Below are 20891 nucleotides of genomic sequence, written 5' to 3'. Positions count from 1 at the left end.
GCCCCGGCGGCTTCGGCGGCCGGGGCGTTATGCATCGTGATCCGTGCACGCCTCCGGGTTGCCCGGCCGGTCCATGGCCACCAGCCCTACATGAGCACCGACAGCCGCACCCGCACCACGCCTCCGGCAGGATCGGCCAGCACCACCCGACAGCCCAGGCGCGCCCCGCCCGACAGCAGGCCCAGCACCCGCTCGGATTCCACCTGGGGCAACGCTCCTACCGCGCGCTCCCCCCGCCACGCCGTCGCGCGGCCGTCCCGGGGGCGCAGTTCCAGGATCTCCCCCTGGCGCATGCGGCGCGCAAGCGACGCGTCCACATCCTCCAGATCGCACGCGGACAGGGCAACTTCCCCCAGGTTCCCGACCGCAGGAGCCGATGCGGCGGGAGTCCCCGCGCCCAGCACCTGCTTCAGCGTATCCAGCAATTTCAACGCCATACGAACTCCCTCCCGCTGTCCGGGACGCTCATGCCACGGGTTTATTCGCTGTCAGCGCATTGCGCAGCCCGCTACGTTTGACGAAAATCCATTTGTGAAGGATAGTGAGCTACTACACAACACTTTCGGAGGAGACTGCCCATGAAACGCGTTTCGTTCATCGCCGCCTTGATCCTGGCCCTGTGCGCGGCCATGGCCCTGGCCTCTGCGCCCAAGCCCACCCTCACCCCGGACCAGGCCCTCGAACGCCTGCAGCGCGGCAACGAGCGCTTCTCGGCCGCCAAGCTCATCCACCCCAATCAGGACCCCTTCCGCCGCACCATGACCGCCAAGGAAGGCCAGAAGCCCTTCGCCACCATCCTGGGCTGCGCCGACAGCCGCGTGCCCCTCGAACTGGTGTTCGACACGGGCGTGGGCGACCTCTTCGTGGTGCGCGTGGCCGGCAACGTCACCTACTTCGACGGCGCGGGCACCATCGAATACGGCGCGGACCACCTGGGCTCCAACCTGCTGGTGGTGCTCGGCCACACCAAGTGCGGCGCGGTGAACGCCGTGCTCGGCGGCGGCGAGGCCCACGGCAACATCCCCGCCCTGGTGGCCAACATCGTGCCCCCCGTCACCCGCGTGAAGGCCGAGAACCCCGGCCTGACCGGCGAAGCCCTGGCCAACAAGGCCATCGAGGCCAACACCTGGCAGTCCATCGAAGATCTCTTCAAGCAGAGCCCCATGATGCGCGACATGGTCAAGGCGGGCAACGTGAAGGTCGTGGGCGCCATCTACGACATCGAGTCCGGCAAGGTGAACTGGCTGGGCGAACACCCCAAGCAGGCGGAACTCGTGGCCCTGACCGGCGGGGCCAAATAGCATCGTTCTCCAGCGGCGGGGAGGCCCAGGCCTCCCCGAGGCTGCTGATAAAGTCGGCTTTGCGGCTTTTCAGCAGCCATGCGCGAAGCGCAGCCTGGAGCAGGGCGGCTTTGCCGCCCGTAAACGTATCTCACAAATCCCGCTTCGGGGGTTGTCATCAAACTGGGGGAGGCCCAGGCCTCCCCGTTTCCACGCCTCCCGACGCGTTTTGACAGGCGGCCCAGGCAGGAGCCGCAACCGGCGGCAGGACCGCCGTCCGCCCGGAGCGCCGCGACAGGAATTTTGCTTCTGCCTCCGCCCGTTCCCGGCCCTGAGCCCTCTACTTCCCACCACACCCGGCCAGCGCTCCTTGGGGCGCAATGACTAGCGGTCCGGCCTGCCTATCTCTGCCCGCACCCTTCCGACGCCGCCACAGCCGACAAGGCGCGCCATCCTGCGATGCCCGGCCAGCGCGACCGCCTTCTCCCGGCCGTGACGGGCTCGCGCAACATCGCGCCGCGTGCCGGCCAGCTCGACCGGGTACAATTTTTTCGACCGTAAAAAATTTTATACGAGAGTCAAAAAAACCTCATTTTCCACTTGCGCACCTCTCGCCTTGGGTTTAGTAAAAGGGCCATGGCAAATCGGGAAAGGGCCTCCCTGGTAAGCGGCCCCGCCCCGGTCAAGTCCGGCAACCCTTTCAAAGCCAAAGGAGAAAGATGATGAAGCGCTTTACCCTGGCTCTGGTCCTCGCCATGGTGTTCGGCTGCGTGGCTATCGCCTCCGCCGCCACCGAGGTGAAGATGACCGGCGACGCCCGTATCCACGGCACCTTCTTCGCCAAGCAGAACTACACCGGTTGGAACACCAACGCCAACCGCACCATGGACGAATTCGCCATTTGGCAGCGTTTCCGCCTGCGCACCGACTTCATCGCCAACGAAGGCCTGAAGTTCCGCTTCGGCATCCGCGCCAACAACACCCCCTGGGGTAACGGCACCTACACTGTGGACAACCCGGCCGTCGCCATCGACGTGTACCAGGCTTACCTGCAGTTCAAGTGGCCCGGCACCGACGTTGAGTTCAGCATCGGCATGCAGGACTGGGGTCTGCCCATCTCCTCCGAAGCCCTGATGAACGGCAACCCCGTGTTCGGTGGTTCGCGCTCCGCCGCCGCCATCGTCACCATCCCCGTGGCCGAGCAGTTCAAGATCATCGCCGGCTACACCCGTCTGCTGGACACCAACCGCGACATGGACCCCACCACCACCCAGGTGCCTGACGAGTTCGACGCCTTCGTGCTGGCCCTGCCCATCACCCTGGACGGCTTCAAGGCCACTCCCTGGGGCATGATGGCCGTCGCTGGCCGCAACGCCAACTACGCCACCGGCGCTGGCAACGCGGGCGCCACCCTGGCCTCCAACCTGTTCTCCGCCGGCACCGCCCTTGCCCCCGCCGGCCTGTCCAATGCCCAGAACGTGTTCTGGTGGGTTGGCGGCTCCTTCGCCGTCACCGCGCTGGATCCCTTCAAGTTCTACGCCGACGTGATCTACGGCACCGGCAACAACAGCGATCGCGGCAAGAGCAAGCGCGGCGGTTTCTGGTTCGACGTGGCCGCCGAGTACACCGGCCTGGACATCCTCACCCCCCAGCTGACCTTCTGGTGGTCCACTGGTGAAGACAGCTCCACCCGCAACGGCTCCGAGCGTATGCCCACCGTCATGGGGTACTGGGGTCCCTCGACCTCCTTCCTCTTCGACTCCTCGCAGGCTTACACCCGCGGCTACATGGGCGTGAACCCCGTCGGCTCCTGGGGCCTCGTGTTCTCCCTGAACAAGATCTCCTTCATCCAGGACCTGACCCATCGCCTGACCTTCACCTACGCTCGCGGCACCAACTCCTCCGTTGCTCTGCGCAACGCCCGCGCCCTCTGGGGTAACGGCAACTACGTGCAGATGGGCCGCGACCTGACCCAGAACGAATACGTGGTCGCCATCAACTTCGACCACCAGTACAACATCTACGAAAACCTGGCCGCCATCGTGGAAGCCGGTTGGTCCCACGGTGACTTCGAGAACTCCGTTTGGACCCGCCGCGTTGCCAACATGGCCAAGAACGGCGACGCCTTCAAGGTTGCCTTCGGCCTGCAGTACCGCTTCTAAAAAGGGCCAGCCGGACACGCCATACGGCCGGGACGAAAGTCCCGGCCGTTTTCTTTTGCACTCACCCCTACGCCGCAGCTACGCGAACACGGTCTGCACGCTGAGCCCTGTGCGCAGTTGGTGACGAAGAAGGGCCTCCGGCGGTCTAAGGGTACATCCTCCCGTCTCCGACTGCGCCTCGCGAATGCGAGGGGCACGGCTCCGTGCAGCGACCGCTCAGACGATGACAGGGCCACTGGAGGGCGACGGGGCTTACCCTCTGCCCTCCCTCACTGCTTCTCGGTTTTCATGGAATCCGACATCGACGGGTCGTCTGCTCCGCACTTCGGCCGTCATATCAGCCAAAGCGGCAGGGTTCCGGCCTTGGGTCACGTGGCGTTTCTCGGCGAGCGGAATCAAGAGCCCTCAAGATATCCACAACAATTGCCTTGATCCTCTCCGCGTGCGGAGATGGTGTTCCCGGCGGGGGGCTGCTCCTGGCGAGCGTCCGTCTCCGGCGTACACGGTGAAACCCGCGAAGCAATTGCGGGGTCTGGGGGGGGATAATCCCCCCAGCGGGTGCAGGGCAGCGCCCTGCCGGGAGTGTGCAGAGAGGGCAGTGCCATCTTTGCCCGCCGGAGGCATCCCCGTCGAATACCCCATCATCCATGGACGCACCGGGCGACCACGCGAAACACCTGCAGGCAGGTGCGGGTGTCCCCTCCAACGCTTCAGCAGCTCGCCGGACGCGCCCTGTAGCGTACTGTACGTCTAATTGGCCTTGAGGAGGCTTCCCAGCGTGACGAGCTTCACGCTCTTGTCGCGCCGGATGCTCCAGGTGGAAAGGGCGGCAATGGTCTCGGGGTAGGGGTGGCCGATGGCGATGGCGCGGCCTTTGGCTTTGGCCTCTTTCTCGGCCTGGGCCAGCTGGAGCAGCGCGGCCTGCTGCCCGCGTTCGGCGTCCAGGAAGACGTTGCGGGCCAGGAAGGGGACGTTCAGACGGCCGGCCTGGGCCTGCGCGGCGCTCTTGGAGGTGGTGAGGGAATCGAGGAAGAAGAGCTTCCTGTCCTTGAGGGCGGTCATGACGGCTGCCATGAGCACGGGATCTTCGGTGGCCTTGGAGCCGGTGTGGTTGCTGACGCCGGCGGCATGGGGGAGTTGCGCGAGGTGCGCGGCCAGGGTGGCGGCAACCTCGGGGACGCTCATGGAGGGCTTGAGGGTTCCGCGTTCTTCGCGGGGCTGGGTGGCGGCTTCCATGGGCTGGTGGAGGATGACCTCCATGCCGGCCTTGGCGGCCAGCTCGTCGGTCTCGGTGGTGGCGGGCAGGTTGGGGAGGATGGAGAAGGTGACGGGCAGGGCAAGGTCCAGCAGGTCGCGCGCGGGTTCCAGGCTTTGGCCCAGATCGTCGATGACGATGACGAGGCGGGGCTGCCCTGGGGTTGCTGGAGGTGCTGGCGCTGGGTCTGGCTGCTGCGCGACGGCGGCTGCCTTTTCGGTCTGCGTCGGCTTGGCGGGGGCGGGTTTGGAGGCCTCCTGCTTCGCCGGGAGCATGTAGAAGGCGTAGACGAAGAAAAGGATGATCAGCGAGGCGGCCACGCCCGCGATAAAAACAAGCGCGGCCGGGGTGCTGACCCGGCCGCGCTTGGGTTTCGCTGCGCGCCGCCGGTTCGTCTGGGTGGCGGGGCGTCTGGGGGGCACGTCAGTTTCCGGCCGAGGCCACCGGGGCGTACTTGAGGAGTTCCAGGGCCAGTTTGAGCTGGTTGTCGCGCTCCATGAGCTCCTTGATCTTGAGCTTGGGGTCGCCGCCTTCGGCGGACTTCTTCTTGCGCGAGAGGTTGTCCAGGTGTCTGGAGAGGTCGCGTTCGCGGACCTGATGGCCCTGCGCGAAGAGGTCCTTCTCCTTGTCGGGTTCCTGGAGGGGCACCTTGAAGTCGGGTTCGATGCCTTCGGCCTGGATGGAGCGGCCGCTGGGCGTGTAATAGAGCGCGGTGGTGAGCTTGACCCCGGAGCCGTCGGAGAGGGGGATGACGGTCTGGACGGAGCCCTTGCCGAAAGTCTTGTCGCCCACGAGCAGGGCGCGGCGGTTGTCCTGGAGGGCGCCGGCCACGATCTCGGAGGCCGAGGCCGAGCCCGCGTTGATGAGCACGGTGACGGGCACGGCGGGTTCGGCGCCGTCCTTTTTGGAGTCGAAGTCCTTGCGCTGTTCGTCGCGGCGTCCCTTGATGGTGACGATGCGGCCCTTGGTGAGGAAGAAGTCGGAGACGCTCACGGCCTGGTCGAGGAGCCCGCCGGGGTTGTTGCGCAGGTCGAGGATGAGGCCCAGGAGGGGGCGCTCCTTGGTGGCGTTCTTGACGGCTTCCTTGAGTTCGTTGGTGGTGTTCTCGTTGAAGCGGGTGATGCGCACGAGGAGGTAGCCGGGTTCGAGCTCCGTGGTCTTCACGGAGACGATGGGGATGGCTTCACGCACGATGCGCAGTTTTTCCGGCTTGTTGGAGCCCTTGTGCACCACGGTGAGGCTCACGGGCTTGCCCTTGGGGCCGCGGATGCGCTGCACGGCGTCCATGAGGGTCATGTCCTGGGTGGTCTGGCCTTCGATCTCCACAATCACGTCGCCCGCGCGCAGCCCGGCCTTGTCGGCGGGGGTGTCGTCGATGGGGGAGATGACGGTGATGCGGCCGTTCTCGACGCTGATCTCGATGCCGATGCCCGAGAACTCGCCGGAGGTGGAGACCTGCATCTCCTTGAAGTCTTCCTTGGTGAGGAAGGTGGAGTGCGGGTCCAGCTGCTGGAGCATGCCCACGATGGCCCCGTCGATGAGGTCCTTGCGGGTCACATCCTTGACGTAGTTGGTTTCCACCAAATCGAGCACCTGGCTGAAGCGCTTGAGGGGGCCGAAGCGGTCCTCCTGCTGTTGCTGCTGCTGCGCCAGGGCGAGGCCCGCGCAGCAGAGAATCGCGGCCAGGAGAAATGCGGTAAGGACCTTGTTCAGTCGGGACATGGACGAGCCTCCCGCGGCCGCCCGGTAGGGGGGTGGCCGCCAGCGTGGAAAAGCGCGGATTCCGGTCAGCGGATCAGCTGGCCGGAAACCATCGGCTGGGGTTAATGGGTTTCAACCCAAAACGCAATTCAAAAGACATGCCTGGGCCGCCGGAGGGAGCCTCGCCCGCCTGACCCAGCACGTCACCCTGGGCCACGTCCTGCCCGGGCTTCACGTCCACGGAGGCGAGACCCGTGTAGACGCTGCGGGTGTCGCGCCCGTGCTCGACCACGGCGACGCGCCCCAGCCCCTTGATCTCGCCCGCGAAGGCCACGCGCCCGGAGTGCACGGCGCGCACCTTCTCGCCCGCCGGGGTGGAGACGCCCACTCCCACGCGGGGCGGATTGGCCTCGGGGGCGAAGGTGGAGCTGACGCGCCCCTGCGCGGGCGAACTGACCAGGCCGTCCGGCGTGAAGGGATTCTCCCGCGCGCCCTGGGGGTCGAATTCGGCGAGGCTGGCCTGTTCGAGCACGCGTTCCAGCTGCTCGCGCGGGGCGAGCTTCTCGCGGCGCGGGGTGGCGAGTTCGCGCAGCAAAGCCAGACGCTCGGCCAGCAGGGTGTCCTTGGTCTTCTCGGCCTGGGCGGCCAGGGCCTGGGTCTCGGGGGCCAGACGGGCGATGCGCGTGAGGGTGGCGGCCAGCTCCACGTTGCGGTCCTTGAATTCGGCCATCTCGCGCCGGGCCTGCGCGTAGACCGCGCCCATCCAGGAGAGACCCCGGTCGGCCTCGTCCCAGGGGGCGACGGTGGCGTCCAGGATGCCCTTGAGGCGCACGTCCATCTGCCACAGCCCTGGGAGCATCCCGGTGATGCGCCGCCCCAGGGCCTCGATCACCTCCTCCATGGACTTGCGTTCGCGGTCCAGGCGTCGGGCCTCCTCGTCCAGGGCGGCCAGACGGGCCTTCTGGCTGGCCAGGCGCTGCTGGAGAAAGGAGATGTTGCCCCAGGTTTTCTCCACCTCGGCGGACTGGGCGCGCTCGGCGGGAGTGGGTTCCGGGGGCTGGGGCGGGCGGGCCCGGGCGGGGGCCGACAGCGCCAGGGCCAGGATCAGCGCATGAAGGAGAGGGGACAGACGTCGCACCGGGGGGACCGTGCCTTGCAGTAAAGGTTGCCCACGCGCACCAGCTGGGCGTGGAAGTCGTTGAAGAGGGCCGTGTCGGGGTCGAGCACGTCCATGAAGTAGTCGCGCAGCTCGTGGTAGTCGATGTCCTCGGGGACGAGCCCGTGGCGCGAGAGGATGCGCCGGGTGTAGGCGTCCACCACGAAGCTCGGCATGCCCAGGGCGTAGCACAGGATGCAGTCGGCCGTCTCCGGCCCAACGCCCTTGACTTCCAGGAGTTCCCCGCGCACGGCGTCCATGGGACGGGCGGCCAGGGCGTCGAAGTCGAAGCCGCAGGCTGCGTCGAGGTATTCCAGGAGGTTGGCGAGCCTGCGCGTCTTCACCCGGAAATGGCCGGCGGGACGGATGAGCGCCTCCACGCGTGCCGGGTCCAGGGAACGCAGCACGCGGGGGGCGAGGGCCCCGGCTGCGTCCAGGTTTTCGATGGCCTTTTCCACGCCCTTCCAGGAGGTGTTCTGGGTGAGCACCGCCCCCACGCACACCTCGAAAGGCGTGCGCGCGGGCCACCAAGCCCGGTGGCCGTGGGCGGCGAGCAGGGCGTCGTAGCAGGCGTGAAGGGTCTCCCGGCGGGACATGCCCCTCTTCTAGCCAGGGCGCGCCCGGCGGGCAAGGCCCCCGCGTTGCAAATTCGGAGGCCTCGTGTATGAACGTTCCAAGACACCCCTTTTCAAGGAGACCCAGCTATGACACGTACCTTCCCGGCCGCACTGGCCCTCGTGCTGACTCTGGCCCTCCCCGCCCTGGCCCAGGACCCCGGCAAGACCGTCCTGGAGGCCTGCGGCAAGTGCCACAGCGTCAAGAAGGTGTGCGCCGCGCTCGGCGGCAAGGACAAGGCCGCCTGGCTGGCCACCGTGGAACGCATGGCCTCCAAGGGCGCGCAGGTGGCCCAGGACCAGCGCCCCGCCCTGGCCGAGTGGCTGGCCGCCCAGTCCGCCGGGGCCAAGCCGGTGTGCGAGTAGCCGTGGAGTTCGTGGCCCTCTACGTCACGGCGGGGAGCCGCGAAGAGGCCCTGCGCATCGCGCGCGCCCTGGTGGAGGAGCGCCTGGCGGCCTGCGCCAACGTCCTGGACGGCGTGCGCTCCCTCTACTGGTGGGAGGGCAAGGTGCAGGACGAACCCGAGGCCCTTTTCGTGGCCAAGACCCGGGCGGAACTGGCCCAGCGCGCGGTGGAGCGGGTCCGGGAGCTGCACTCCTACGAGGTCCCCTGCGTCGTGGCCCTGCCGGTGGCGGCCGGCAACCCCGCTTTCCTGGACTGGATCGCCGCCGAGACCGGTCCGCAACCTCCCAAGGAGCCTTGATGCGCATCCTCGTCTTCGGGTCGCTGGCCTACGACCGGATCATGTCCTTCCCCGGCCGCTTCTCCGACCACATCCTGCCCGACAAGCTGCACGTGCTCTCGGTGTGCTTCGTGCTGGAGGGCCTGCAGGAGAAGTTCGGCGGCACGGCCGGCAACATCGCCTACTCCCTGAGCCTTCTGGGCGACAGCCCCACCATCGTCTCCTCGGTGGGCAAGGACTTCGAGCCCTACGCCGCCTGGCTGGCCAAGCACGGCCTGACCATGCAGGGCATCAGGCGCGTGCCCGACGACTTCACCGCCGGGGCCTACATCACCACCGACCAGGCCGACAACCAGATCACCGCCTTCAACCCAGGGGCCATGCGCACCCCGGCGGGCTTCGCCCCCGACGGGCTCGACCCCGCCCGGACCCTGGGCATCGTGGCCCCCGGCTGCCTCTCGGACATGAAGCACTACAGCGCACGGTTCAAGGAACTGGGCATCCCCTTCTTCTTCGACCCCGGCCAGAACATCACGGCCTTCTCCGGCGAAGAGCTCCAGGAGATGCTCACCGGCGCGGACTACCTGATCACCAACGACTACGAGCTGGAGCTGATCCTCAAGGCCACCGGACTCGGCAAGGAGATGCTCCTGCACCGGGTGGGCACGCTCATCACCACCCTGGGCGAGAAGGGCTGCCTGATCAACGAGAAGGGCCAGGAGACGGCCGTCCCGGCCGCGCGGGTGGCCAAGGTGGCCGACCCCACCGGCGCGGGCGACTCCTTCCGCGCGGGCCTGATGCGCGGAATCGCCCAGGGCAGGCCCCTGCCCGTGGCCGCCCGCATGGGCGCGGTGTGCGCGGCCTACTGCGTGGAGCAGCACGGCACCCAGGAGCACGCCTTCACCCAGGAAGCGTTCTGGGCGCGCTACGAAGAGAACTTCGGCAAGCCCGAATAAGCCAGCCCGGGCCGCGCGGCGTGCGTCGCGCGGCCCGCCCCACCGGCGCGGCACGGAGGCCACCCATGCGGACCGGCACCGAGGAGAAGACCCCCCTGCGCATGAGTTCGGCGGGCATCCAGGCCTACCTGCGCCAGGTGTTCGGCGAGGACGCCCGCGTCACCTGGCTGGGCGAGATCGGCCAGCCGGGCGCGCAGGGCATGAAGGATTTCGGCTACGGCAAGCCCCTGCGCATCGAGTTCACCGCCGCCGGGAAGCGGCGCGCCGCCGTGCTCTCGGTGATGCGCGGCGACAAATACGGCCACCAGTACTACTGGGACCGCGCCGCCATCCTCATGTTCCAGCACGAGACCGCCGCGCGCCTGCCGCGCCACGTCCGGTCCCTGGGCCTGGGCTACTTCGACGCCCAGGACCGCATGCACGCCGTCTCCCAGCCCAAGGAGTTCTTCCTCCTCACGGAGTTCGTGGAAGGCCGCGACTACTACCTGGACCTGGAGCGCGTAGGCCGCGAGGGCGCGCGCGAGGCCGACCTGGAGATGGCCCGGAGCTTCGCCGCCTGGCTGGCAGAAATCCACGCCGAAAAGGCCTCCGACGCGGACCTCTACCTGCGCCGCGTGCGCAACCTCCTCGGCGCCTCGGAGTGCATCATGGGGCTGGTGGACGCCTACCCGCACCCCTGGCCCCTCTTCCCGCCCGAACGCTTCCAGGCCCTGGAGCGCCGCGTGGTGGACTGGCGCTGGAAGCTCAGGCGCTACGTCCATCGCCTGAGCGTTGTGCACGGCGATTTCCACCCCTGGAACGTGCTGGTGCGCGGCGCGGGCGGCGCGCCGGACTTCTCCGTGCTGGACCGCAGCCGGGGCGAATTCGGGGAACCCGCCGACGACGTGGCCACCATGAGCCTCAACTTCGTGCTCTTCGGTCTCAGCAACCAGACCGGCGCGCCGCGCCTGGAGGGCGACTTCGAGCGCCTGCACGCCGCCTTCTGGGAGACCTACCTGGAGCGCACCGGCGACGAGGAAATCCTGGAGGTGATCGCCCCCTTCTACGTGTTCCGGGGCCTGGTGATCGCCTCGCCCCAGTGGTATCCTCGGCACCCCGAACCCGTGCGCGCGGGGCTCCTTCACTTCATGGAGCGCGTGCTCGAAGACGAGCGCTTCGACTGGCGCGGCGTAAACAAGTATCTGTCATGAAAAACAAAACGGAGACGGCTCGCGAGGATGTGCCCCAGCGCGAGGACCGAAGGCCCCAGGGGCCTCTTACCGCCCGGTCCGGGACGGCCCTCTGGTTCACGGGGCTGCCGGGCTCGGGCAAGTCCACCCTGGCCCTGGCCGTGCGCGAGGCCCTGGCCGCGCGCGGCGTGGAGGCGGAACTCCTCCAGATGGACGTCCGGCGAAAGGTCTACACGCCCCGGCTCACGTATACCGACGAGGAACGCGAGCTGGCCTACGCCCTCTTCGTGGAGGAGGCTGCGGAGCTTGCCGCCCGGGGCGCGCTGGTGCTCCTGGACGCCAGCGGCCCGAAACTGGCCATGCGCCGCGCGGCGCGCGAGCGCATCGGGCGCTTCGCCGAGGTGCACCTGCGCTGCCGCCCGGCCACGGCCATGGCCCGGGAGGCCGCGCGGCCGGAAGGGCGCGTGATGGCCGGACTCTACGCCAAGGCCATGGCGCGCAAGGTGACGGGCAGGGACTTCCCAGGCCTGGGCCAGGTGATCGGGGTGGACGTGCCCTTCGAGGAGGACCCCGGCGCAGAACTGGTGCTGGAGGCCGACCGGGCCGACGTTGCGGCCCTGCGCGACAAGGTGCTCGAGCGTTTCGAGGGGTGGTGGCCCGACCCCGTCCACCGCCGATAGAATCGCTCTCCGCAAGCCTCGCGAGGCTTTTCACCCGCACTTCTTCCTGGTATGGAGCGCCGTCTCGCGTTACGATGGCGTGACGATTCCGCGACGGCCCCGAGGCCGTCGGCTCGCATCGGCAACGCGAAGCCCCCGCACGGAGGCCCCCCGTGGAAAACCGCTCCTATTTCGCCCGTCTTTTGCTGGCGGCCCTGGCGCTCCTGACCGGGGCGGCCGTTTTCATCTTCTACCAGACCACCTACAAGGCCGACGCCGACCTCGTGCGCGAGTTCGAGGCCCGCGAGGCCAACACCCTGGACGTGGCCCTCTGGCTCGTGAGCCAGAAGGCCCCCTACGCCGGGGTGGAGCAGTTCCGCGCCTACGCCGCCGAAGTGTCGCGCCGCCTGGGCGTGCGCGTCACCTACGTGGCCGGGGGCAAGGTGCTGGCCGAATCCGGGCTCTCGGCCTCCGAGGCCGAGAAGATGGAGGACCACTCCACCCGTCCCGAGATCGTGCAGGCCCTGGCCGAGGGCTTCGGCAAGGCCACGCGCTACAGCTCCACGCTCCAGACCCGGATGCTCTACATGGCCCGGCGCTGCGATGGCCTGGCCGGGCTGCCCCCCGGGGTGTTGCGCATCGCCGCGCCCTACTCCTCGGTGGAGAGCCTGCTCTCCGAGGCGCGGGGCCGCTTCCTGGCCGTTGTGGCCGCCATGGCCCTGTGCGCGGCGGGCCTGGCCCTCTTCGTGGTGCGCAGCACCCAGGGCAAGCTGCGCGAGTTCAGCCAGGTGGTGGACGAACTGGGCCGCGAGGCCGACGCCCCCGACGGCAAAATCCGCGTCTGCCCCGGCTCGGAGTTCAAGCCCCTGGTGGATTCCATCAACACCCTGGCCAAGCGCGCCCGCAGGCAGGGCCGCAGCCTCCACGACACCCAGGCCCAGTACGAGGCCGTGCTGGCCAAAATGACCGACGGCGTGGCCGTGCTGGACCAGAACGGCATGATCCTGGCCCACAACCGGGGCCTGGGCGCGCTGCTGGGCCGCCCCGAGGCCGATCTCTCGGGACGCCACGTGCTGGAGGCGGGCCTGGGCCTGGACGTGCACGAGGCCGCGCGCGAGGAGCTGGCCAAGGCATCGCCCTCTGCGCGTCGCCTCCTGGCCGACCTGGGCGGCGGCCACTTCGCCGACGCCGACCTGGCGCCCTACTCCACGGCCAAGGGGCAGCGCCGCCTGATCCTGGTGCTGCACGACGTTTCCTCGATGAAGAACGCCGAGCGCATCCTGCGGGAGTTCGTCATCGACGCCTCGCACCAGCTGCGCACGCCCCTCACCAGCATCCAGGGCTACGCGGCCACGCTCATCGACTCACCTCCGGAAGATCCGGAACAGGGCCGGGCCATGCTCGGCACCATCCTCAAGCGCAGCAAGGACATGGGCGCGGTGGTCACCCAGCTGCTGGACCGCGCCTCGCCCCAGGCCGAAGCGCTCCACGACGCCCCCAAAACCCACTAACCAAACCACGGAGACTCCATGGGTTTCACCCTCTTCCCCAAGGAAGTCAAATTCTTCACGCTCTTCAAGGAGCAGAACCGCAAGCTCATCAAGGTGGCCGGCATCCTCGACGACATCTTCCACGACTTCGAGGACGTGGAAGACCGCTGCACGCGCATCAACATCATCGAGGCCGAGGCCAACACCATCTCGCGCAACATCGCGCTGGAACTCTCCTCCACGTTCATCACGCCCATCGACCGCGAGGACATCCACCAGATCAACATCACGCAGGAGGCCCTGATCAACATCATCAAGGCCGCCGCGCTGCGCATCGGCTTCCTGGGCTGCGGCGAGGTGCTCTACCCCTCGAGGCGCATCGTGCATTCGCTCAAGATCATGGTGGAGGAGGCCGGGCAGGTGCTCGACAAGCTCTCCAAGGGCAAGCAGGCCCACGAACACATCGAGGTGATCAAAAACCACAAGTACGAGTGCGAGATGCTCATGATGGTGGGCCTGGGCGAGCTCTACGAGCAGCCGCCGCACCTGGACGGCGAGATGGCCACCGTGCTGCACATCATCAAGTGGAACCACGTCTACGGGCGTATCGAGCAGGCCGTGGAGCGGGCCGAACGCTTGAGCGACGTGCTCGAAGGGGTGCTCCTCAAACATGCATGAGTTCTCCCTCCTCCTGGCCTTCATCGTGCTGGTGGCCCTGGTTTTCGACTTCACCAACGGCGCGCACGACTCGGCCAACGCCATCGCCACGGTGGTGTCCACCAAGGTGCTTTCGCCGCGCACGGCCGTGCTCATGGCCGCCGCGCTCAACCTCCTGGGGGCCTTCCTGGGCACCGAGGTGGCCCAGACCGTGGGCTCGGGCATCGTGAACCCGGCCATGGTCACGGGGTGCCGCATCCTGGTGCTCTCGGCCCTGTTCGGGGCCATCTTCTGGAACCTGCTCACGTGGTGGCTGGGCATCCCCTCGTCGTCGTCCCACGCGCTCATCGGCGGGCTCATGGGCGCGGCGGTGGCCTACGGCGGCTGGGACGCCCCCAGCTACGCCTCCATCCTGAAGAAGGTGGTGCTGCCGCTGGTGCTCTCGCCCCTGGCGGGCTTCGCCTGCGGCTACCTGATCATGGTGGCCCTCACCTGGATGTTCGTGAAGGCCCACCCGCACACGGTGAACACGGCCTTCAAGAAGCTGCAGATCCTCTCCTCGGCCTTCATGGCCACCAGCCACGGGCTCAACGACGCCCAGAAGACCATGGGCATCATCACCCTGGCCCTGGTGATCTTCGGGGTGCAGGAGGGCGTGGCCATCCCCTTCTGGGTGAAGCTCAGCTGCGCCCTGGCCATGGGCCTGGGCACGGCCATGGGCGGCTGGAAGATCGTGAAGACCATGGGGCACAAGATCTTCAAGCTGGAGCCCGTGCACGGCTTCGCCGCCGAAACGGCCGCCTCGGCCGTGATCCTGGGGGCCTCGGCCATGGGCGCGCCCATTTCCACCACCCACACCATCTCCACCGCGGTGATCGGCGTGGGGGCCTCCAAGCGTTTCTCGGCCGTGCGCTGGGGCGTGGCCGGAAACCTCGTGGTGGCCTGGGTGCTCACCATCCCGGCCTCCGGGCTGGTGGCGGCCCTGTGCTTCGTGCTGCTGGACCTGCTGGGGATCGGCTAGCCGGGCCGGGCGCAGGAGCGCTCCCGGGCCGCACACCGGAAACGTCGACTCCTGCAGCCGGTTCAAAAAACTCGCTGGCAAGGCGCAGGAAAAAGCCAAGCCCGACGCGTATTCTTCATACGCGAGGGTTTGGCTTTTTGCTGCAACGCGGCCAGCGAGGATTTTTCAACCGGCTGCTAGCGGGCGATCATGGCGCGCAGGATGTCCGCCGAGCCCTCGGCGTTGTGGCTCATATCGCCCAGGTGTTCCACGAGTTTCTCGAACACGTGCACGTCGCGGAAGTCGGCGTCGGCCTCGTAGGCCCCGCGCAGCGCGGCGCGGGCCAGCTTGGCCGTCTTGTGGTGCTGCAGGCGCACCTGGTGGTGGCGGTCCTTCACGGCGGAGCGGTCGGAGGTCCGGCCCTGGATCAGGTCCACGGTGTCCTGGAGCGCGGGGCCCAGCAGCTCGATGCTCCGGCAGGCCTCGCGGCCCAGCTCGCGGGCGCGGTCCAGGTGCTCCTTCGGCAGGTCCACGCGGCGCATGCCCAGCCAGCCCATGGCGTCCTGGGCCGAGTCCAGGATGTTGTCCTGGCTGCGCGTGTAGTTGAGGAAGAGCACCTTGTCGACTTCCATGAAGAAGTCCCTGGGCAGGTGGTTGCGGATGCGCCGCTTGATCTTGTCGGCCTGGCCCTCCAGGGCGTCGATCTGGGAGCACAGGGTCTGGAAGGCCACGCCGTGCCCCTGCTCGGCGTATTCCTTGAGGGCGGCCTCCACCACGAGCACGGCCTTGGCCACGGGGGCGTAGTGTTCGAGCAGGCCGGGCAGGCAGCTTTTGCCGGTGACGCGCACCATGAGCCGGGAGAGGAACATGCGGGCCTCGCAGTTTCGTCGAATTGTTACGAAACTGTTCCGTAAGGAAATCGCGGCCGGAAGACAAGCCGCCCGGACTCCTGCGGCGGGTTGACGCCTGGGCGGTCTTTACCGCGTGGCCCGCGTGGTTTACCATCCCAGGATGAAGTTTCACGTCATCACCTTCGGCTGCCAGATGAACGTGGCCGATTCCGGCTGGCTTGGCCGGTCGCTCACGGCCATGGGCTGGGAGGAGGTTCCCGAGGACGAGGCCCGGGTGTTCGTGGTGAACACCTGCTCGGTGCGCGAGAAGCCCGAACTCAAGCTCTACAGCCAACTGGGCAGGCTGGCCGCCCACCTGGAGCGAGACCCCTCGGTGTTCTGCGCCGTGGGCGGCTGCGTGGCCCAGCAGGTGGGCACGTCCCTGTGGAACCGTTTCCCCTTCGTGCGCCTGGTCTTCGGCACCGACGGCATCCCCCAGGCCCCCCAGGCCCTGGCCCGGCTGGCCGAGAATCCCAGGCTTCGGCTCTCGCTCCTGGATTTCTCCGACTCCTACACCGAACGCGACCCGGCTCTGCCGGAGACGGCCCCCAGGCCCTCGGCCTTCGTGACCATCATGCAGGGCTGCGACAACTACTGCGCCTACTGCATCGTGCCCTACGTGCGCGGCCGCCAGAAGTCGCGCGCCTTCGAGGGCATTCTGGAGGAATGCCGCGCCCTGGCGCGCTCGGGAGTGCTGGAGATCACGCTCCTGGGCCAGAACGTCAACAGCTACGGCAAGGACCTGGAGCCCGGCGCGCCCGGCTTCCCGGAGCTTTTGCGCGCCGTGGCGTCCATCGAGGGGATCAGGCGTCTGCGCTTCACCACCTCCCACCCCAAGGACCTGGATCCCGGAGTCATCGCCGCCTTCGGGGAGCTGCCCCAGCTGTGCCCCAGCCTGCACCTGCCCGCCCAGTCGGGCTCCGACGCGGTGCTTGGGCGCATGGGGCGGCGCTACACCTCGGCCGAGTACATGGCCAAGGTGGAGGCCCTGCGCGCCGCGCGCCCGGACATCCTGCTCACCACCGACCTCATCGTGGGCTTCCCCGGCGAGACCGAGGAGGACTTCCAGGCCACCCTGGAGCTGATCCGCCGCGCCGGGTTCGAGTGCTCCTTCTCTTTCATGTACTGCGACCGCCCCGGCGTGGCCGCAGCCAGGATGGAGCCCAAGCTCTCCGACACCGAGAAGGCGCGACGCCTTGCCGTGCTTCAGGCCTTGCAAAATGAACAGCAGGAGGCCATGCTGGCCCGGTTGACCGGCAGCGTGGCCCAGGTGCTCGTGGAGGGGCCCGGCGAACGCAGGGCCACGGGCGAGCCCGCCTGGCGCGGACGCGACGCCTCCGGGCGCGTGGTGAACTTTTTCGCCCCCGACGGGGAACGGCTGGTGGGGAGCATCGCGCCCGTGCGCATCACCCAGTCCAAGAAGCATTCCCTTTGGGGGGAGGCGATCCCATGATGGAAATGAAAGTCTTCGGCCTGGCCCTGGACGAGGACACCCAGGCCCCCGTGCTCATCCTCAAGGACCCGGCCGACACCACCACCGTGCCCATCTGGATCGGGGCCATGGAGGCCATGGCCATCTCGCTCACGCTCAACGACGTGAAGCTCCCCCGGCCCATGACCCACGACCTGCTCCTGGCCGCCATCCACCTGATGGGCGGCTCGGTGCGCGCCGTGTCCGTCACGGAGCTGCGCGACGGAACCTTCTACGCCATCATCACCGTGGACCAGGGCGGCAAGACCCTGGAGATCGACGCCCGGCCCTCCGACGCCGTGGCCCTGGCCCTGCGCGCCGGCTGCCCCATCCTGGTGGACCCCGGCGTGGTGGAGGCGCTGTTGTCCTCCAAGCCCCAGCCAGGCATCGACACCGGCGGCGAGGACAAATGGACCGCCGTGCTCGAAGGGTTCAACCCCGACGAAACAAAATACAAAATGTGACAACCCCATGATCGACCTGCACACCCACACCACCTTCTCCGACGGCGCGCTCATCCCCGCCGAACTCGCGCGACGCGCCGCCCAGGCCGGGTACCGCGCCATCTGCATCACCGACCACGCCGACCCCTCCAACATGCGCCTGATCCTCGAGAACATGCGCCGCTTCGTCCAGGAGACCGGCCCCTTCCTGGACATCGACGTGCTCGTGGGCGTGGAGCTCACCCACTGCCCGCCCCCGCTCATCCCCGGGCTCATCGCCCAGGCGAGGGACCTGGGGGCCATGGTCGTGGTGGTGCACGGCGAGACCATCGTGGAGCCCGTGGCCCGAGGCGCCAACCTGGCCGCCATCGAAGGCGGCGCGGACGTGCTGGCCCACCCGGGGCTGCTCACCGAGACAGACGCCCGCCTCGCCGCCGAAAAGGGCGTGCACCTGGAGATAACCACCCGCAAAGGCCACAGCCTCACCAACGGCCACGTGGCCGCCCTGGCCCGCCGCTTCGGCGCGCCCCTGGTGATCGACAACGACGCCCACGCCCCCGGAGACCTCGTTTCCCAGGACATGCGCCGCAGGATCGCCCTGGGCGCGGGCCTCACCCCCGAGGAACTGGAGGCCGCCGAGGAGAACGCCCGGCGCATCGTCTCGCGCGTGCTTCTCCGGGGGGTCTCCGGCAAGGCCCAAGCCCATCCGTGAGCCTGCGCCCGGCCATCCGGCTCTGCCTCCTCCTGCTGCTGGCGGCCGCGCCCGCCCTAGCCGGGCCGCGGGAAGACCTGGAGCTGCTGCGCCGCGGCTACCCCGACGCCGTGCGCTCCGTGGAGCAAGACGGCCTCGTGCTCTCCGACGGCGTGCGCCTGCCCTACGACGACGGACGCGCCAAGGACGCCGAGCAGGCCCTGGACGCCCCCGACCTGGAAGACATGCTCGCCCAGCCCTACCCCCTGGAGCGCGTCACGGCCGAACCCGCCCCGGGCATCCATCCGGGACGCCGCCGCGTCACGGCCCTCTTCAAGGCCGCCTACGGCCATACCGCCCAGGAGGTGAAGGCCGCCCTCGTGCCCGTGACCTTCCTGGGCCACCGAGTGCTCTTCAACGGCCGCAACGGGGCCGCCCAGGCCCTGGAACGCGTGGACCGCGACCTCTCGGCCTGGCTGGCCGCCCATCCCGAGGCCCGGGGACGCCTGCTGCCCCTCTCGGGGACCTTCGCCTGGCGGCCCATCGCCGGAACCGAACGGCTCTCCATGCACTCCTTCGGGGCCGCCATCGACCTGAACTCCAAGGTCAATGGCTACTGGCGCTGGTCCGGCAGGGGCGACCCCCTGGCCCAGCGCACGGCCTTCCCCGCCGAGGCCGTGGAAATCTTCGAGCGCCACGGCTTTGTCTGGGGCGGCAAGTGGGCCGAGTACGACATCATGCACTTCGAGTACCGCCCGGAACTCATCACCAAGGCCAGGGAAGCCCGGTGAGCCCGGCCTCCCCGGACGATCCTCCGCCGGCCGCCCCCGAAGCCGTACCCGGGGAAGCGCCCTCCCCCGCGACCACGCCGCGCGGACGCTTCGCGCCCAGCCCCTCGGGGCGCATGCACCTGGGCAACGCCTGGACCGCCCTGCTGGCCTGGCTCTCGGCGCGCTCCAAGGGCGGGGCCGTGGTCCTGCGCATGGAAGACCTGGACCCGGAGCGCTCCAAGGAACACTTCGCCGCCCTCATCCTGGAGGACCTGGCCTGGCTGGGCCTGGACTGGGACGAAGGCCCCGGTAAGGGCGGCCCCTTCGGCCCCTACCGCCAGAGCGAACGCCGCGCCGTCTACCGGCAGCGCCTGGAGGCCCTCACGGCCCGGGGGCTCACCTATCCCTGCTTCTGCACCCGCGCGGAGCTGCGCGGCGTCACCCAGGCCCCACACGCGGGCGATGCCGAGCCTGTCTACGCGGGCACGTGCCTGCGCCTGACGGGGGCGCGCCGGGCGGCCAAGCGCGAGCTGGGCCGGGGGGCCGCCCTGCGCCTGCGCGCCGGAGAGGCGCGCATCGCCTTCGAGGATCTGGTGTTGGGCCCCCAGATGCAGGACCTTGCGGCGCAGTGCGGAGACTTCGTGGTGCGCCGCTCCGACGGGGTGCACGCCTACCAGCTGGCCGTGAGCGTGGACGACATGGACCACCGCGTCACCGAGGTGGTGCGCGGGGCGGACCTTCTGGACTCCACGGGCCGCCAGATTCTCCTGCACGGGCTCCTGGGCGGCACGCCCCCGGCCTACGCCCATGTGCCCCTGCTGGTGGACCCCGACGGACGCAGGCTCTCCAAGCGCCGGGGCGACACGGACCTGGGCGAGTTGCGCGCCAGGGGCGTCCCCCCCGAGACGGTGACGGGCTGGCTGGCCTGGCGCGCCGGGCTCCTGGACCGGCCGCGCAAGGCCTCCCCCCGGGAGCTGGCCGACGGCTTCAGCTTCCGCCCCCTGCCGACCGGCCCGGTGGTGGTCCCCGAAAACTGGATGGAGGACATGACATGACCCGATCCCCCCTCGCCCGGGGCCTCCGGCTCGCGGCGCTGTGCCTGTTCACGGCGGCCCTCGTCCCGCTTGCGGCCCATCCGTCCTCGGGAAGCGCCGCCTGGGCGGCCGGGCAGCCTGACGCCAAGGCCGCCAAGTCGGCCAGGCAGGAGCCCTCCGACAAGGCCGCGAAGCCCAGGAAGAAGCCCGCGCCCTCCAAGACCGAAGGCCGCACGAAGGCCCCGGCGGCGGAGATGCCCGAGAAGGAGCTTATCGACGCGCCCCAGGCCAAGACTCCTGCTCCGGCAGTGGACCCGGCCCTGGAGAAAGGCGGCGCCCAGCATTGCTACCGTTTGCGCCCCCAGACCATCCGCGGCCGCTGCGAGCCCCAGAGCCTGCCCTACGCCCGCTGCCGCACCGGAGACATGAGCTGCCGGGGCAACGCGGAGCTCTCGCCCATCGGCTGGTACCGCTGCGCGGACCTGCACGGCCAGACGCGCCAGATCCCCTCGGCGGGGGCCGTGTTCATCCTCGACGACAACATCCGCCACCGCATGGCCACGGGGCACGTCTTCGTGGTGGAGAAGTTCCGCGAGCTGGGCCACGGCCGCTTCGAGCTGACGCTCTCGCACACCAACCACGACCGCCGCTGCTCCATCGAGACCAACGTGCTCGCCGAATACGACCAGCACGCGAAAAACCTCTCCATGTCCACCGGGGCCTGGAGCCGATGGGGAAAACGCCTGAAGACCCTGGGGTTCATCGTCAAGTAGGCAGCGGGGCCAAGTGCCGCTCGAAATAGTAGTGATA

Annotated in this window: 22 protein-coding genes; 16 read left to right on the top strand and 6 right to left on the bottom strand. The window is 68.8% G+C overall.

Annotation, left to right across the window (positions count from 1 at the left end; translation table 11 throughout):
• Positions 1-86: 86 nt before the first annotated feature.
• The gene (locus NNJEOMEG_RS05095; protein ID WP_173081960.1) at positions 87-317 is read right to left on the bottom strand and encodes a hypothetical protein; all 231 of its coding nucleotides are present in this window, start codon (positions 315-317) and stop codon (positions 87-89) included.
• Positions 318-578: 261 nt separating this feature from the next.
• Here NNJEOMEG_RS05095 and NNJEOMEG_RS05090 point away from each other — a divergent pair, with 261 nt between their 5' ends.
• Together NNJEOMEG_RS05090 and NNJEOMEG_RS05085 are read left to right on the top strand one after the other, a co-directional pair.
• Positions 579-1301, top strand: coding sequence for a carbonic anhydrase (locus tag NNJEOMEG_RS05090; protein WP_173081959.1), 723 nt, complete (start codon positions 579-581; stop codon positions 1299-1301).
• A 701-nt stretch (positions 1302-2002) separates the two neighbouring features.
• Positions 2003-3442, top strand: coding sequence for an outer membrane homotrimeric porin (locus NNJEOMEG_RS05085; RefSeq protein ID WP_173082194.1), 1440 nt, complete (start codon positions 2003-2005; stop codon positions 3440-3442).
• 750 nt (positions 3443-4192) lie between these two features.
• Here the strand turns inward: NNJEOMEG_RS05085 and NNJEOMEG_RS05080 are convergent.
• The 4 genes from NNJEOMEG_RS05080 to NNJEOMEG_RS05065 all read right to left on the bottom strand — a co-directional run bounded on the left by NNJEOMEG_RS05080 (position 4193) and on the right by NNJEOMEG_RS05065 (position 8150).
• Entirely contained in the window at positions 4193-5119 is a 927-nt protein-coding gene (locus NNJEOMEG_RS05080) for a divergent polysaccharide deacetylase family protein (protein ID WP_173081958.1), read from the bottom strand.
• A gap of 1 nt (position 5120) precedes the next feature.
• Positions 5121-6419, bottom strand: coding sequence for a S41 family peptidase (locus NNJEOMEG_RS05075; protein ID WP_173081957.1), 1299 nt, complete (start codon positions 6417-6419; stop codon positions 5121-5123).
• A 73-nt stretch (positions 6420-6492) separates the two neighbouring features.
• Positions 6493-7536 carry a murein hydrolase activator EnvC family protein gene (locus NNJEOMEG_RS05070; RefSeq protein ID WP_173081956.1) on the bottom strand — a complete coding sequence of 348 codons (1044 nt, stop codon included), beginning with the start codon at positions 7534-7536 and terminating at the stop codon, positions 6493-6495.
• Positions 7503-8150, bottom strand: a complete 648-nt coding sequence (locus NNJEOMEG_RS05065) for an endonuclease III domain-containing protein (protein WP_173081954.1) — start codon at positions 8148-8150, stop codon at positions 7503-7505. Before NNJEOMEG_RS05065 ends, NNJEOMEG_RS05070 begins: the two co-directional genes overlap by 34 nt.
• Before the next feature lie 108 nt (positions 8151-8258).
• Between NNJEOMEG_RS05065 and NNJEOMEG_RS05060 the strand changes: the two genes are divergently transcribed.
• From NNJEOMEG_RS05060 to NNJEOMEG_RS05025, 8 genes are all read left to right on the top strand, one after another.
• On the top strand, positions 8259-8534 hold the full coding sequence (locus NNJEOMEG_RS05060; protein ID WP_173081952.1) for a hypothetical protein: 276 nt from the start codon (positions 8259-8261) through the stop codon (positions 8532-8534).
• A complete protein-coding gene (gene cutA, locus NNJEOMEG_RS05055; protein WP_235956841.1) occupies positions 8525-8872 on the top strand; it encodes a divalent-cation tolerance protein CutA in 348 nt (115 codons plus the stop codon). The genes NNJEOMEG_RS05060 and cutA overlap by 10 nt, the downstream gene beginning before the upstream one ends.
• A complete protein-coding gene (locus NNJEOMEG_RS05050; protein ID WP_173081950.1) occupies positions 8872-9807 on the top strand; it encodes a carbohydrate kinase family protein in 936 nt (311 codons plus the stop codon). The genes cutA and NNJEOMEG_RS05050 overlap by 1 nt, the downstream gene beginning before the upstream one ends.
• Before the next feature lie 65 nt (positions 9808-9872).
• Complete coding sequence (locus tag NNJEOMEG_RS05045; protein WP_173081948.1) at positions 9873-10997, top strand: phosphotransferase family protein; 1125 nt, start codon at positions 9873-9875, stop codon at positions 10995-10997.
• Positions 10994-11656 (top strand): adenylyl-sulfate kinase, encoded by a 663-nt coding sequence (locus NNJEOMEG_RS05040; RefSeq protein WP_173081946.1) that lies wholly within the window; start codon positions 10994-10996, stop codon positions 11654-11656. The genes NNJEOMEG_RS05045 and NNJEOMEG_RS05040 overlap by 4 nt, the downstream gene beginning before the upstream one ends.
• A 152-nt stretch (positions 11657-11808) precedes the next feature.
• Complete coding sequence (locus NNJEOMEG_RS05035) at positions 11809-13146, top strand: histidine kinase dimerization/phospho-acceptor domain-containing protein (protein ID WP_173081944.1); 1338 nt, start codon at positions 11809-11811, stop codon at positions 13144-13146.
• Positions 13147-13164: 18 nt separating this feature from the next.
• Complete coding sequence (locus NNJEOMEG_RS05030) at positions 13165-13803, top strand: DUF47 domain-containing protein (protein ID WP_173081942.1); 639 nt, start codon at positions 13165-13167, stop codon at positions 13801-13803.
• The gene (locus NNJEOMEG_RS05025) at positions 13796-14803 is read left to right on the top strand and encodes an inorganic phosphate transporter (protein WP_173081940.1); all 1008 of its coding nucleotides are present in this window, start codon (positions 13796-13798) and stop codon (positions 14801-14803) included. Before NNJEOMEG_RS05030 ends, NNJEOMEG_RS05025 begins: the two co-directional genes overlap by 8 nt.
• A gap of 176 nt (positions 14804-14979) precedes the next feature.
• Here NNJEOMEG_RS05025 and NNJEOMEG_RS05020 read toward each other — a convergent pair whose 3' ends face one another.
• The gene (locus NNJEOMEG_RS05020; protein WP_173081938.1) at positions 14980-15651 is read right to left on the bottom strand and encodes a DUF47 domain-containing protein; all 672 of its coding nucleotides are present in this window, start codon (positions 15649-15651) and stop codon (positions 14980-14982) included.
• 142 nt (positions 15652-15793) lie between these two features.
• Between NNJEOMEG_RS05020 and miaB the strand changes: the two genes are divergently transcribed.
• The 6 genes from miaB to NNJEOMEG_RS04990 are packed head-to-tail and all read left to right on the top strand — an operon-like array spanning position 15794 to position 20854.
• The gene (gene miaB, locus NNJEOMEG_RS05015) at positions 15794-17125 is read left to right on the top strand and encodes a tRNA (N6-isopentenyl adenosine(37)-C2)-methylthiotransferase MiaB (protein WP_173081936.1); all 1332 of its coding nucleotides are present in this window, start codon (positions 15794-15796) and stop codon (positions 17123-17125) included.
• Complete coding sequence (locus tag NNJEOMEG_RS05010; protein WP_173081934.1) at positions 17122-17607, top strand: bifunctional nuclease family protein; 486 nt, start codon at positions 17122-17124, stop codon at positions 17605-17607. The genes miaB and NNJEOMEG_RS05010 overlap by 4 nt, the downstream gene beginning before the upstream one ends.
• A 7-nt stretch (positions 17608-17614) precedes the next feature.
• Positions 17615-18298, top strand: coding sequence for a histidinol phosphate phosphatase domain-containing protein (locus NNJEOMEG_RS05005; RefSeq protein ID WP_173081932.1), 684 nt, complete (start codon positions 17615-17617; stop codon positions 18296-18298).
• On the top strand, positions 18295-19068 hold the full coding sequence (locus tag NNJEOMEG_RS05000; protein ID WP_173081931.1) for a M15 family metallopeptidase: 774 nt from the start codon (positions 18295-18297) through the stop codon (positions 19066-19068). The genes NNJEOMEG_RS05005 and NNJEOMEG_RS05000 overlap by 4 nt, the downstream gene beginning before the upstream one ends.
• Positions 19065-20102: a tRNA glutamyl-Q(34) synthetase GluQRS gene (gluQRS, locus tag NNJEOMEG_RS04995; RefSeq protein ID WP_235956840.1), complete on the top strand. Its 1038-nt coding sequence runs from the start codon at positions 19065-19067 to the stop codon at positions 20100-20102. The genes NNJEOMEG_RS05000 and gluQRS overlap by 4 nt, the downstream gene beginning before the upstream one ends.
• On the top strand, positions 20099-20854 hold the full coding sequence (locus tag NNJEOMEG_RS04990; RefSeq protein ID WP_173081929.1) for a hypothetical protein: 756 nt from the start codon (positions 20099-20101) through the stop codon (positions 20852-20854). Before gluQRS ends, NNJEOMEG_RS04990 begins: the two co-directional genes overlap by 4 nt.
• Positions 20855-20891: the final 37 nt, after the last annotated feature.

The sequence above is a fragment of the Fundidesulfovibrio magnetotacticus genome (assembly GCF_013019105.1).
In the GTDB taxonomy this organism is placed as follows: domain Bacteria; phylum Desulfobacterota; class Desulfovibrionia; order Desulfovibrionales; family Desulfovibrionaceae; genus Fundidesulfovibrio; species Fundidesulfovibrio magnetotacticus.
Note: the sequence above shows the minus strand (reverse complement) of the source record. Positions and strands in the feature narration are given on the sequence as shown.

Bases quoted from the DNA above. Each gene is read 5' to 3' on its own strand.
- NNJEOMEG_RS05090 (WP_173081959.1), top strand. From the start codon at position 579: ATGAAACGCGTTTCGTTCATCGCCGCCTTGATCCTGGCCCTGTGCGCG.
- NNJEOMEG_RS05085 (WP_173082194.1), top strand. From the start codon at position 2,003: ATGAAGCGCTTTACCCTGGCTCTGGTCCTCGCCATGGTGTTCGGCTGC.
- NNJEOMEG_RS05075 (WP_173081957.1), bottom strand. From the start codon at position 6,419: ATGTCCCGACTGAACAAGGTCCTTACCGCATTTCTCCTGGCCGCGATT.
- NNJEOMEG_RS05065 (WP_173081954.1), bottom strand. From the start codon at position 8,150: ATGTCCCGCCGGGAGACCCTTCACGCCTGCTACGACGCCCTGCTCGCC.
- NNJEOMEG_RS05060 (WP_173081952.1), top strand. From the start codon at position 8,259: ATGACACGTACCTTCCCGGCCGCACTGGCCCTCGTGCTGACTCTGGCC.
- NNJEOMEG_RS05050 (WP_173081950.1), top strand. From the start codon at position 8,872: ATGCGCATCCTCGTCTTCGGGTCGCTGGCCTACGACCGGATCATGTCC.
- NNJEOMEG_RS05045 (WP_173081948.1), top strand. From the start codon at position 9,873: ATGCGGACCGGCACCGAGGAGAAGACCCCCCTGCGCATGAGTTCGGCG.
- NNJEOMEG_RS05040 (WP_173081946.1), top strand. From the start codon at position 10,994: ATGAAAAACAAAACGGAGACGGCTCGCGAGGATGTGCCCCAGCGCGAG.
- NNJEOMEG_RS05030 (WP_173081942.1), top strand. From the start codon at position 13,165: ATGGGTTTCACCCTCTTCCCCAAGGAAGTCAAATTCTTCACGCTCTTC.
- NNJEOMEG_RS05025 (WP_173081940.1), top strand. From the start codon at position 13,796: ATGCATGAGTTCTCCCTCCTCCTGGCCTTCATCGTGCTGGTGGCCCTG.
- NNJEOMEG_RS05020 (WP_173081938.1), bottom strand. From the start codon at position 15,651: ATGTTCCTCTCCCGGCTCATGGTGCGCGTCACCGGCAAAAGCTGCCTG.
- miaB (WP_173081936.1), top strand. From the start codon at position 15,794: ATGAAGTTTCACGTCATCACCTTCGGCTGCCAGATGAACGTGGCCGAT.
- NNJEOMEG_RS05010 (WP_173081934.1), top strand. From the start codon at position 17,122: ATGATGGAAATGAAAGTCTTCGGCCTGGCCCTGGACGAGGACACCCAG.
- NNJEOMEG_RS05005 (WP_173081932.1), top strand. From the start codon at position 17,615: ATGATCGACCTGCACACCCACACCACCTTCTCCGACGGCGCGCTCATC.
- NNJEOMEG_RS04990 (WP_173081929.1), top strand. From the start codon at position 20,099: ATGACCCGATCCCCCCTCGCCCGGGGCCTCCGGCTCGCGGCGCTGTGC.